Consider the following 12,098-nt stretch of genomic DNA (forward strand, 5'->3'; position numbering starts at 1 on the left):
CGTCACTGCACGACGAATTCGGTGAACAGCACGTCCTGCACGCGGATCGGTGCGACGCTCTTGTCGGTCGGCTCGGTGATCAGCGTCTTCAGCTCTTCGGCGAGCGCGCGCTTGCCTTCGAGCGGCGCGAGTTCTTCGGGGTGCTTGTTCGACAGGGCGAGCAGGATGCGGCTGCGCACTTCCGGCATGTGATCGGTGAGCGCCTGCTGGGTGGCGGCATCGCCGAGCTTGAGCGTGAGGCCGATGCGCAGGAAGTGTTGCTGGCCGTCGTCCGATTGCAGGTTGACGGTCATCGATTCGAGCGGGAAGAACAGCGGCACGGCGGATTGCGCCGGCGCGGCTTCGGCCGATACGGCGACGGGTGCGCGCTTCGACATGAAGAACCACACACCGGCACCGGCAGCGCCCGCGGCGATCAGCGCAATGAGGACGATCAGGATGATGCGCTTCATGGGGCCCGGCGAGGCGGGCGCGGCTTGTTGCGGGGCGGTCGTGGTTGCCATTTGGTTTGCCAGCTTGTTGCTGGCCTAGTAAGGGTTAGGGTGATTGTTGTTGATTTGCCTGCGGCGCTATGGGTCGAAAAGAAGGGCTATTTCTGGCTATTTCTCGTTGTTCTGGCTTTGTTGGCCTTTCCTTGCTGACTTATCGGTCTATTAGCGTTGCCCCTGTGCGGGGCGGCACCTACTTTCTTTGCTGCTGCAAAGAAAGTAGGCAAAGAAGACAGCTCAAACCGCCAACTCTTAAGCGGGTCCCTCGGTCTGCATGAGGTAGTGGTGCATCTGGAATCCGTGCCCTCGCACATTCGGCGCCAGTGACAAGGCAGTCATTCTTCCGGCGGCGCTACGCGCGCCGAAACCCCGCTCAAAAACCACCGGTTGTTTCGGCGCATCGCCGAGGCGCAGCCGAGGGCCCCCGCTGCGCGGGCAAAACCATTGGTTTCCCAGGCAGACCCGTCCGCGACGCACGTAGTGCGGAGTGGGAGGGATGACGGCTTTGTCACGAACGGGGAATGTGCGGCGGCCCGGATTCCAGATGCACCACTACCCTTTCCAAGCCAGGGGACCCACTTATGAGCTTGCGGTTTGAGCTGTCTTCTTTGCCTACTTTCTTTGCAGCAGCAAAGAAAGTAGGTGCCGCCCCGCACAGGGGCAACGCTAATAGACCGACAAGAAAGCAAGGAAAGGCCAACACCGCAAAGAACAACGACAAAAAAGCGCCCCGCCTCGCTTCAGGCAAACGTATCGACCAATCCAACCTGCTGCCGCACGGCAACATTCCCGATGGCATCGCTGGAGCTGTCCCCTGCAAGGGCACCGCCACCACCACTACCCCTCTTCCCATTCCCCCCACCCGCGCCAGCGCTCTGCTGTTGTTGCCCGCCTTGCCGCGCAAACCCATCACTCACACTCGCACTGCCGAGCCCAATCCCATTCGACTCCATCGCCTCGCGAAGCTTCGGCAACGCCGCCTCGACCGCCTCCCGCACTGACTGGTGCTGCGAAACGAACAGCGCATGCGCATGGTTATCCGCCACCTGCAACACGACCTGCAACGGCCCCAGATCCTTCGGATTGAGCGTCAGCTCAGCACTCTGCGAATGCGCATTCGACAAAAACACCACCTTCTGGCTCAGCGCGTCTTCCCAGTCGCTCGTGCCGACCTGCGGCGTCAACGCATTCGCGGCGGCGGCCGCGCTCGCATTGCCCGTACTCTGCGCTGCCGCCGTCGTGCTCGCGGCGTTCGCTGCCGCCTGCGTCGCGGCCAGCGCGGCGTTCGCCGCCTCGGACGCGCTGCGTGCCGATGCGAGGTTGTCCGCCTGGCCGCTCGTCGCGGCCGCGGCGCTCAACGCATCGGCGGCCGACTTCGCTGCCGACGGATCGGCCAGCGCGGTCGCGGCGGCCGCCGCCGTCGACGTCGTGTGGGTCGTCGAGGCGCCCTTGCCGTTGCCGAACAGGCCGCTCGCGAGCGTCTTGTCGTCCGACGTGCCGTTCAGGCCGTTTTTCGTGCTGCCCAAGCCGCCCGCCGCGCTCGACACGCTCGCGGCTTTCGCGGCCGCGCCGGCAGCAAGCGCGGCCGCGGGCACCGCGCCCTGGCCGCTCGACAGCGCGGACAGCGCACTCTGCAACGCTTCCTGCAGCGACTTCGGATCGACCGCGCCTTTCCTGCTTGCCGCGGTGGCCGCGAGCGCGCTCGTGGCCGTGCCGGCCAGCGCGCTCACCGCATCGGCGGCGGAGCTCGCGGCATCGGTCGTGGTGGTGGCGTTCGAGTCGGCGTTGTTGGCGACGACCTGTGCCTGCGCTTGCGCCTGAGCCTGGGCGGCAGCCGCAGCGGCGGCGAGCGCGCCAGCGTCGGTTTGCGCCTTGGTGTCTTTCTGCCTGGCTTGCGTCGCGCTCGTCTGGCTGTTCGATGCCTGCTGCGTTGGTGTCGTCGACGGCGTGGACGACGGCGATGACGCGCTGCTGCTGGCCGCGTTGCTCGCTGTGCCGTTGCCGTTCTGGCTGCCGCTCGCGCTCTGCTGCGCGGAAGCGGGCGGCGGCGCACTGGGCGCGCTCGGCGCCGAGGCTGGCGACGCCGTCGCGGAACTGGTGTGCTGTTGATTCGCGCTGTTCTGCTGGTCGATGCTTTGCTGCAAGGTCTGCGCGAACGGGCTCGAGCCCGCGGCGTTCGCGGACGCGCTGCTCGACCCATTGCCGCTCGTGTCGAGCAGCGTGCTCAGTTGGGAGCCGATCTGTGAAAGAAGCGACATAAAGAATCCTGTGAATCGGTCGAACGGGTGTGCCGTAGGGCGTTAGCCGCGAGGCAAGGCCTCACGCGCCGTCGGCTCGCATGCGCAGACTCCGCGCCGCATATTCGTCGGCGTCGCGCTGTTCGCGCCGCGCCGCAACCTTCGCCTCGGCCGCCTCGCCGCGCGCCTGCAGCACTTCGTACGAGCCGAGCTTCTGCTTGTGGCGCTGCCAATCGGGCTTCGCCGCCTCGAAGCGCGCGCTCGCCGCCGCCAGCAGGCTGCGCTGCTGCTCGATCGCGGCATCGAGCGTGTCGATGAACGCCTGGAAGTTGCGCATGTTGCCGGCCGGCATGCCCGACTGCGCGCTCTCCATGAAGCGTGCGTAGTATTCGTCGCGGTACTGCACGAGCGCATCGAGTTGCGCCTGTACGTCGTTGCGCTCGCGCTGCGCGCGGCCGAGCCGCTGCGCGGCGGCGTCCACGTCGTCCTGCGCAAGACCGATCAGCGTCTTGATCGGAAAATGTTTCGACATCGTCAGCCTCCTCGGCCCTAAGCAAACAGCGCGCTAAGCATGTCGATGCTCGGCTGGAAGTTCGCGCACTCGCGAAAGCCTTGCTGCAGGAACGCTTCCATCCGCGGATACAGCGCGATCGCGCGATCGAGCACCGCGTCGCGCCCGCTCGAATACGCGCCGACGTTGATCAGATCGCGGTTGCGCTGATAGCGCGACAGCATCTGCTTGAACATACGCGTTTTATTCAGATGGTTATCGTCGATCAGCGCGGTCATTGCCCGGCTAATCGACGCTTCGATATCGATCGCAGGGTAGTGGCCGGCTTCGGCGAGCGAGCGCGACAGCACGATGTGGCCGTCGAGAATCGCGCGCGCCGAGTCGGCGATCGGGTCCTGCTGGTCGTCGCCTTCGGTGAGCACCGTGTAGAACGCGGTGATCGAGCCGCCGCCCGCCGGTCCGTTGCCGGTGCGCTCGACGAGCGCCGGCAGCTTCGCGAACACCGACGGCGGATAACCCTTGGTCGCGGGCGGCTCGCCGATCGCGAGCGCGATCTCGCGCTGCGCCATCGCGTAACGGGTCAGCGAATCCATTAGCAGCAGCACGTGCTTGCCCTGGTCGCGGAAGTACTCGGCGAGCGAGGTCGAGTACGCGGCGGCCTGCATCCGTAGCAGCGGCGACACGTCGGCCGGCGCGGCGATCACGACCGAGCGCGCCAACCCTTCCTCGCCGAGAATCTGTTCGATGAACTCCTTCACTTCGCGGCCACGTTCGCCGATCAGGCCGATCACGATCACCTCGGCGCTGGTGTAGCGCGCCATCGTGCCGAGCAGCACAGATTTACCGACGCCCGAACCCGCGAACAGCCCCATCCGTTGACCACGACCGACGGTCAACAGCGAGTTGATCGCGCGCACGCCGACGTCGAGCACCTTGTGAATCGGCTCGCGATTGAGCGGATTGATGACCGGCGCGGACAGCGGCGCGTCCTTTTGCGTGCCGAGCGGGCCGAGCCCGTCGAGCGGACGGCCGGATGCGTCGAGCACGCGGCCGAGCAATTCCCAGCCGACCGGTAGACGCTTCGCGCCCGCGAGCGGGTCGGCGATCGGCGCGCTTTCGAGCGGAAAGACCCGCGCGCCGGGCAACAGCCCGATCACTTCGGTGGTCGGCATCAGGAACAGCTTGTCGCCGGAGAAGCCGACCACTTCGGCTTCGGCCATCGGCAGCGAACTGCCGGGCGGCAACTCGATCATCACTTCGGCGCCGACCGACAGACGCAGGCCGACCGCTTCGAGCACGAGACCGGCCGCGCGTGTGAGACGCCCGCACGCGCGCAGCGGCTTCGCGATCGCGTTGCGCGCGCGCAGCGCGTCGAGCTGGCCGCGCCATGCCTGCATGTGGGGATTGATGTCGAGCGCGGGATCGTAGGACGGCGCGTGCGGAGCGTGAGCGGCGCAAGCACTGCGCGCGGCGTGGTCCGTCGCGGCGGACTCGCGGCTCGCCGCCGCGCCTGTCGCCGGATGTGCGCTCGCAGGAGCGTGCCATGCCGCATCCGGGGGCTGCGGAATACCGGCCGACTCGACATCGGCCAGCGCCTCGGCGCCGAACGACGCCAACGCGAGCTCGCGTTCGAGCGGCGTCAGATCGCTCGCGCGGATCTCGTCGAGCGTCGGCTTCACCACGTGCTCACCTTGCCGAGCGCGGCGGCGACGCGCTGCCAGCGCGTGTCGATGCCCGCGTCGACCTCGCCGGTGCCGGCCTGCGCGCGGCAACCGCCACGCTCCACCGATGCGTCGGTTCGCACGGTCCAGCCGCGCGTTTGCAATTCATCGAGCAGATACGCCTCGACGACCGGCAGATCGGCGGGACTCACGATCAGCGCCGGTGCGCCGGCGAGCGCGGGCTCGGCCGCGAGTACCTCGCGCGCGGCCGCGATCAGTGCGGTCGGGTCGTGCTGCACGTGCTGGCGCACGACCTGCTGCGCGATGTCGAGCGCGAGTGCGATCAGCGTTTCGGAGATCGCGTGCTGCGCGCCATCGAGCGCGCTCTTGAAGGTTTCGGCGAGCGCGGCGAGCCGCATCGCTTCCTCGCGCGCCTCGGTCTGGCCTTGCGCGAAGCCCTGCGCGTGCCCCTGGTCATAGCCCGCCTGATAGCCGAGCGCCTGGCCGGCCACATGACCGGACGCGACGCCCTGTGCATGCGCGGCTTCGCGGCGGTGCTCGAGTTCGGCTTCGAACGCGCGCTCGTCGAACTCGGGTTCGGCCGGCGGCGGCGCCGGCGGAGCCGGATCGAACGACGCCATCTCCCAGCGCTGGTAGGCCGAGAGGCTTTCCTTTGCCGGGGCGTTCGGATCAGACATAGGCATCTTCCGCCTTGCCGCCTAGAACGATCTGTCCGCTCTCGGCCAGGTTGCGCACGATCTGCAGGATGCGGCGCTGCTGCGTCTCGACTTCGGACACGCGTACCGGGCCGCGCGCGTCGAGGTCTTCGGCGAGCAACTCGGCCGCGCGCTGCGACATGTTCGACAGGAACTTCTGACGCAGCGCGGGCGCCGCGCCCTTCAGCGAGATGATCAGCGCTTCGGATTCGACTTCCTTCAGCAGCAGCTGGATCGCGCGGTCTTCGAGGTCGAGCAGGTTCTCGAACACGAACATCTGGTCGATGATCTTCTGCGCGAGCTCGGCGTCGTACTGGCGCACGTTTTCGATGACGCCTTCCTCGTGGTTGCTCGACATGAAGTTCAGAATCTCGGCGGCCGTGCGGATACCGCCCATCGGGCTGCGCTTCAGGTTGTCGCTGCCGGACAAGAGGCCGGTCAGCACGTCGTCGAGCTCGCGCAGCGCGGCCGGCTGGATGCCGTCGAGCGTCGCGATCCGCAGCAGCACGTCGTTGCGCAGCCGGTCCGTGAAACAGCCGACGATCTCCGAAGCCTGATCGCGGTCCAGATGCACGAGGATCGTCGCGATGATCTGCGGATGCTCGTTCTTGATCAGTTCCGCGACCGCCGCCGAGTCCATCCACTTCAGGCCTTCGATGCCGCTCGTGTCGCTGCCCTGCAGGATCCGGTCGATGATCGCGCCGGCCTTGTCGTCGCCGAGCGCCTTGGTCAGCACGGAGCGGATGTAATCGCTCGAATCGAGCGACATGCCGGTGTGCTGCTCGGCCTCGCGCACGAACTCCTGCAGCACCTCGTCGACCTGTTCGCGGGTGACGTTCTTCAGCGCGGCCATGGCGACGCCGATTTTCTGAACCTCACGGGGGCCCAGAAACTTGAACACCTGCGCCGCCTCTTCCTCGCCGATCGACATCAGCAGCAGCGCGCTCTTCACTACGCCTTCAGCGCTCATCGGACACCCAGTTCTTGACGACGGTTGCTACGATCTTCGGATCCTGACGCGCGATGCTGCGCGCGAACTCCAGGTTCCGCTCGTATTTGTGCTTCGCGTTTTCGAGCGCGAGCTGCTCGCTATCCGCTTCGATTTCGACCACCGCGCCATCGCGCTCCTCGGCCGGGATGCCGTCGAGCAGCACCGGTTCGTCGGGCGCCATCAGCGCGGCAACCGGCTCGGGCGGCGGCGGGAAGGCGCGGCGCAACGCCGGCTTCACCATCACGAAGTAGAGGAACAGGGCCACCGCGCCGATGCCGAGGTACGTCGCGATCTGCTTGTACAGCGCGAGCATGTCGGGCGTGCGCCACCACGGCAGGTCGGCGTTCGGGTCGAGCTCGGTGGTAAACGCGCTGTTGACCACGTTGACCGAGTCGCCGCGCGACGCGTCGAAGCCCATCGCGTCCTTCACGAGCTGGGTGATCTGCGCGAGCTTGTCGGCGCTGACCGGCTGCATCGTCACGTGACCCTTCGGATCGACGACCCGCAGATAATTGACTACCACCGCGACCGACAGCCGGCGGATGCCGCCCATCGGCTGGTCGACGTGGCGCACGGTCTTGTCGAGCTCGTAGTTGGTGGTCGAATCCTTGCGGTCGCTGACCGGCGTCGTGGTGACCGAGCTCGCGCCGTTGCCCGCCACGATCGGCGCGGAGGCCGGCTGCGGCGGCTGGTTCGACAGCGCGCCCGGCACCCCCGAGGCGCCGCCTTGCGACATTTCGGTGGCGCTGCTCGACTGCCGGCTGCGGATCGCGGCCTGCTGCGGATTGCCGTTCGGGCCGTAGTTCTCGGAGGTCTGCTCGCTGTGCGAGAAGTCGATGTCCGCGCTGACCTGCGAGCGCGCGTTGCCGGCGCCGAACAGCGGCGCGAGGATCGTGTCGATGCGCTGCTGGGTGTTGCGCTCGATCTGCTGGCGGAACTTCAGCTGGGTCGCATCGAGTCCGCTGCCATTGGTGGGCTGCGTGAGCAGGTTGCCGTCCTGGTCGAGGATCGTCACGCCGCGCACCGGCATTTCCGGCACCGCCGACGCCACCATGTGCGTAATCGCGACGACCTGCCCTTCGTCGAGCACGCGGCCCGGGTACAGGTTCACGAGCACCGCCGCCGACGGCGCTTCCTTGTCGCGCACGAACACGCTCGGCTTCGGAATCGCGAGATGCACGCGCGCCGATTTGACGCTCGAGATCGCTTCGATCGTGCGTTCGAGTTCGCCTTCGAGCGCGCGCTGATAGTTGATCTGCTCGTCGAACTGGCTGATGCCGAATTTCTGGTTGTCCATCAGCTCGAAGCCGACCGAGCCACTCTTCGGCAGCCCCTGCGATGCGAGGCGCAGGCGCATCTCGTGGACCTGCTCGGCCGGCACGAGGATCGCGCTGCCGCTTTCGGACAGCTTGTACGGAATATTGGCCTGCTGCAGCGCGGTGATGATCGAGCCGCCGTCGCGGTCGGACAGATTGCTGTAGAGCACCTTGTAGCTGGGCGCGCGCGACCACAGGAACAGACCGGCGACGACCGCCACCAGCAGCGCGACCGCGAACACGAGCGGCGCGCGCGGGTTGCCGCGCATCTGCGCGAGTCCGGACAGACGCTGGCCGAAATTGCCGCCGATACCTCCCAGGCCGCCGAGGCCACCGAGGTCGGCAGTGCCGCCGGCCTGGCCGCTACCGGCCTGACCGGCAGCGGGCTGCGCGCCGGCGAGCCCCATACGGGCGTCGGGGTTGATCAAAGAGTTGGCTGACGAATCCATGCGTCGGGTTTCTCCGGGGAATGCCTTGGCGTTCTGTCGTGATGCCGCGCCGGGGCTGGGCGGACGGACAGAGACTTTCACCTTTGAAATTATCCGCAGCGCCGCTCAACCCGATTGCTTGAATAGAGCCGGGTTTTCCCTCTAGTTTCGGGACTTTCCGCGAGGAGCCGCTGCTATGCTTTCGTCCAGATCGGTACACCGTCCGGCGGTCCGATCGCAGATCCAACGGAGAAAACATGACCATGCCCGTGAACGCGCTATCGTCGGCGCTGCAACAGATGCAGGCGATGGCGGCGCAGGCGGCCGGCGACGCGCCCCCGGCGGCGGAGCAATCCGGCGCGGCGACGCCCACCAGCTTCGCGGCGGCGCTGAAGGCTTCGCTCGACAAGATCAGCGACGACCAGCAGAAGGCGGTCGGCGAGTCGCAGGCGTTCGAACTCGGTGCGTCGAACGTGTCGCTGAACGACGTGATGGTCGACATGCAGAAGGCCAACATCGGTTTCCAGTTCGGCCTGCAGGTGCGCAACAAGCTGGTCGCCGCGTACAACGACATCGCGCAGATGTCGATCTGAGCGGGATCGCGCGTGTCCGCCTGAAGGACTGCCTGAAGGACTGCCTGAAGGACTGCCTGAAGGACTGCCTGAAGGACCGCCTGAAGGTCCACACGAGTCCCGTCCGACGATCCGGCACGCCGCTGCCGGCGCTTGCGCCGGCGGCTTCGTGCCGTGTTTCCCGGGCCCGCCCAGCGGCGCTTTCGATCCTCCTTACACCGGACTAAAGCTTTGTCGTCGCGCATCCGATAACCCAATTACAGGTCAGCGACCGGCGCGTCGACGCGCCGCGCGGCCACGCCACGACTTAACCGCAGCCAGTATAAGAGGAGGAGCGCCGATGTTTTCCCAAGGGCACGCTGGAGCCAACGCGTATGCGCGTGTCGGTATCGAAACATCCGTGATGGGCGCAAGTCCGCATCGTCTGATCGTGTTGCTGTACCAGGGCGCACGCCAGGCGATCGCGCAAAGCCGCATGCATTTGCAGCAGGGCAACGTGGCCGAACGTGGCATGGCGATCAGCAAGGCGATCCGGATCATCGAAAGCGGGCTGCAGCTGTCGCTCAACCTCGAGGTGGGCGGCGAAATCGCCGAACGGCTCAATGCTTTGTACGACTATATGGCGCGTCGACTGTTGCAAGCCAATATCAATCAGAGCGAGGCGATGCTCGTCGAGGTGGACCGTCTGCTCGCGACGCTCGAAGAGGCATGGATCGGGATAGCCCCGGAGATCGCGCGGATGGCAGCACAGCCAGCCGCGGAAAGCCTGAGATGACATCGAACGCAGAATATTTTGCCCGCTACGAGGCGATCGCGGCGCTGTCCTGCCGCATGCTGATGGCGGCCCGTCGTGCACTGTGGAACGACCTGGTGCACTTGCAGGAAGAGTATCGGCAACTGGTCGAAGCGCTGCGCGAAGCCGACGTGGGCGTCAAGCTCGACGAGGCCGAACGCCTGCGCAAGTACGCGCTGATCCGCCAGATCCTCGCCGACGACGCCGCGATCCGCGACCTCGCGAATCCGCGCATGGCGCATCTGTCGGCGCTGTTCGCCGGCCGGTCGACGCGCGTGCTGAAGGAGTTGTACGGGGCGCGCTGAGCGCGAGCGGGCGCGCGCGTGAGCTGACGCCATGCCGCACGCGTCTGAAGGATCGGAGCAATCAGAACATCGCGCGCGTTGCCGCCGATGCGACCAAGGAACCGGCATGAACGGAATCGATTCGGCCCTCGCTTCGGTGCTGTCGAGCCGGATCGACAGCCTGCTCAGCATCGCGCCGGGAACCGCGACCACCTCGCAGACCGGCGCGGCCGGCGTCGATACCGCGGTTCCGGCGGCGCCTGCGAACGTGACGCCCGCGCCCCAGTCGTCCGCGCAAACCGCGCTGTCGGCCGTCGCGCTGACGCTGAATGCGATTGCGCACTCAGGCGGCGAGGCCACACCGGCGGTGCTCGGCCGCGCGCCGATCTGGGCGGCCGCGCCGGCGCTCGACGTCGCCATCGAAAGCTTGCCGCTGACCGATGCGGCGGGCGCCCCGACAGTCAATTTCGCTGCCGGCGATGCCGCCGCTGCTGCCAACACCAATACCAATCCCAACGCTGCCGCCAGCGCAACCGCGACCGCCGCCGCGAGCGTGGCGGCGACCGAAGTGCCGGTCGCGGCGCTCGCGGCCGCGCTGCAACAGACGGTCGCCGACAGCGGCCTGTTCTACGAGGCGCATCTCGCGGCGTGGCTGGTCGGCCAGCGTTCGCCGGCCCAACTGGCGAACGAGGCGCAGAACCAGCTCGTCGCAGATTCTCAATTGCCTCCCGACTGGAGCGCCGACGCCGGCGACGCGAGCGCGCGGACCGCTGCGGCGAACGGCGCCGCCGAGGCAACGCCACGCGGCACGGCGAACGTTGCCGAGAACAACCCTGCCATGCACGCGATGCCGTCGATCCTGACCGCGCAGGCCGCACGACTCGTCGCGGGCGAGCTGCTGGCCAGCTCGGTGTCCGACCTGAATGGCCAGTCCACACACGCGGGGCTGCACAGCGCGGTGTCTCAGGCGGCCGATGCCGGCTCGTCGCAGAGCGCGCAGGCGATGGCGGCGGCGGTGCATCCGGCGACGGTGCCGCTCGTGCGCCAGCAGCTCGATCTGCTTGCGACCGGACAGTTCCGCTGGACCGGCGAGGCGTGGCCCGGCGCGCGTCTGGACTGGACGATCGAGCAGGATGGCGACGAATGGGACCGCAGCGGCGGCGGCCTCGCGAGCGAGGACGACCAGCCGTGGCGCACGCGCCTGACGCTGTCGCTGCCGACGCTCGGCACCGTCGATGCCGAACTGACGCTGACCGGCACGCGGCTGACCGCGCGCGTGCAGGCGAGCCCGCGGGGCGCCGCTCGGCTCGCGATGCAGGGGGACGGTTTCCGTCAGCGGCTCGCGGCGGCGGGGCTCGAGCTGCAGGGATTGACGATTCGCGAGATCGGCGGCGGTGTGCCTGGTGCTACTGCGGCGGGCACCTCGGCGGCGGGTGCGCAGGCCGCGAGCGCGTATGCACGGTCGGCGTCGGCGGCTGTGGCCACGTCGACGGCGTCGGCGTCGGGCGCCGCATCGCGCGACGACCTTGATTGGGATATCTGATGAGCCGCACCCATCGTCGCAGCGCGGCTGCGCTTGTTTATGACGCTCATGGCGGTGAGCCCGCCCCGCGTCTGGTCGCCAAGGGGTATGGGCTGCTCGCCGAGATGATCGTGCAGCGCGCGAAGGAGGCTGGGCTGTATGTGCATGAGGCGCCCGAGATGGTGTCGCTGCTGATGCAAGTCGATCTGGATGCGCGGATTCCACCGCAGCTTTATCAGGCTGTCGCCGAGTTGCTGGCCTGGTTGCATCGGCTCGAGAGTGGGGTTGATGCTGAGACGGGCAATGGCGCTGGCGCGCCGGATGTGGTTGATGTTGTTGCTACTGATGTGCCTGGCGGCGCTAGTACTGTGGATCACTGAAGGGGTGTGTTTGCCCTTTGGCAGGGCGGGGCTTTTTCGTTGTTCTGGCCTGGTTGGCCTTTCCTTGTTGTCTTATCGGTCTATTAGCGTTGCCCCTGTGCGGGGCGGCACCTACTTTCTTTGCTGCTGCAAAGAAAGTAGGCAAAGAAGACAGCTCAAACCGCCAACTCTTAAGCGGGTCCCCTGGCTTGGAAGGAGT

The 12,098-nt window shown here is 67.2% G+C and carries 12 protein-coding genes; 5 read left to right on the forward strand and 7 right to left on the reverse strand.

Annotation, left to right across the window (positions count from 1 at the left end; translation table 11 throughout):
- Window positions 1-2 precede the first annotated feature (2 nt).
- From fliL to fliF, 7 genes are all read right to left on the reverse strand, one after another.
- Window positions 3-503 (reverse strand): flagellar basal body-associated protein FliL, encoded by a 501-nt coding sequence (gene fliL, locus F6X39_RS01670; protein WP_187615304.1) that lies wholly within the window; start codon window positions 501-503, stop codon window positions 3-5.
- 725 nt (window positions 504-1,228) lie between these two features.
- Window positions 1,229-2,746 (reverse strand): flagellar hook-length control protein FliK, encoded by a 1,518-nt coding sequence (locus F6X39_RS01675; protein ID WP_187615306.1) that lies wholly within the window; start codon window positions 2,744-2,746, stop codon window positions 1,229-1,231.
- A 61-nt stretch (window positions 2,747-2,807) separates the two neighbouring features.
- Window positions 2,808-3,257 carry a flagellar export protein FliJ gene (gene fliJ / locus F6X39_RS01680; RefSeq protein ID WP_187615308.1) on the reverse strand — a complete coding sequence of 150 codons (450 nt, stop codon included), beginning with the start codon at window positions 3,255-3,257 and terminating at the stop codon, window positions 2,808-2,810.
- Window positions 3,258-3,274: 17 nt separating this feature from the next.
- Window positions 3,275-4,918 (reverse strand): flagellar protein export ATPase FliI, encoded by a 1,644-nt coding sequence (gene fliI / locus F6X39_RS01685; RefSeq protein WP_187615310.1) that lies wholly within the window; start codon window positions 4,916-4,918, stop codon window positions 3,275-3,277.
- Complete coding sequence (gene fliH / locus F6X39_RS01690) at window positions 4,912-5,601, reverse strand: flagellar assembly protein FliH (protein WP_176078844.1); 690 nt, start codon at window positions 5,599-5,601, stop codon at window positions 4,912-4,914. Before fliH ends, fliI begins: the two co-directional genes overlap by 7 nt.
- Window positions 5,588-6,583: a flagellar motor switch protein FliG gene (fliG, locus tag F6X39_RS01695; protein WP_018418745.1), complete on the reverse strand. Its 996-nt coding sequence runs from the start codon at window positions 6,581-6,583 to the stop codon at window positions 5,588-5,590. The genes fliH and fliG overlap by 14 nt, the downstream gene beginning before the upstream one ends.
- Complete coding sequence (gene fliF, locus F6X39_RS01700) at window positions 6,573-8,369, reverse strand: flagellar basal-body MS-ring/collar protein FliF (RefSeq protein ID WP_187615312.1); 1,797 nt, start codon at window positions 8,367-8,369, stop codon at window positions 6,573-6,575. The genes fliG and fliF overlap by 11 nt, the downstream gene beginning before the upstream one ends.
- Window positions 8,370-8,605: 236 nt before the next feature.
- Between fliF and fliE the strand changes: the two genes are divergently transcribed.
- From fliE to F6X39_RS01725, 5 genes are all read left to right on the forward strand, one after another.
- Window positions 8,606-8,941, forward strand: a complete 336-nt coding sequence (gene fliE, locus F6X39_RS01705) for a flagellar hook-basal body complex protein FliE (protein ID WP_187615314.1) — start codon at window positions 8,606-8,608, stop codon at window positions 8,939-8,941.
- Window positions 8,942-9,260: 319 nt separating this feature from the next.
- Window positions 9,261-9,695, forward strand: coding sequence for a flagellar export chaperone FliS (gene fliS / locus F6X39_RS01710; RefSeq protein ID WP_184074503.1), 435 nt, complete (start codon window positions 9,261-9,263; stop codon window positions 9,693-9,695).
- Entirely contained in the window at window positions 9,692-10,018 is a 327-nt protein-coding gene (locus F6X39_RS01715) for a flagellar protein FliT (RefSeq protein WP_090802544.1), read from the forward strand. The genes fliS and F6X39_RS01715 overlap by 4 nt, the downstream gene beginning before the upstream one ends.
- Before the next feature lie 106 nt (window positions 10,019-10,124).
- Window positions 10,125-11,540, forward strand: a complete 1,416-nt coding sequence (locus F6X39_RS01720; protein WP_187615316.1) for a flagellar hook-length control protein FliK — start codon at window positions 10,125-10,127, stop codon at window positions 11,538-11,540.
- Complete coding sequence (locus tag F6X39_RS01725; RefSeq protein ID WP_187615318.1) at window positions 11,540-11,899, forward strand: EscU/YscU/HrcU family type III secretion system export apparatus switch protein; 360 nt, start codon at window positions 11,540-11,542, stop codon at window positions 11,897-11,899. The genes F6X39_RS01720 and F6X39_RS01725 overlap by 1 nt, the downstream gene beginning before the upstream one ends.
- The last annotated feature ends 199 nt before the right edge of the window (window positions 11,900-12,098 follow it).

It is taken from the genome of Paraburkholderia sp. UCT2 (genome assembly GCF_014397665.1).
GTDB lineage: Bacteria > Pseudomonadota > Gammaproteobacteria > Burkholderiales > Burkholderiaceae > Paraburkholderia > Paraburkholderia tuberum.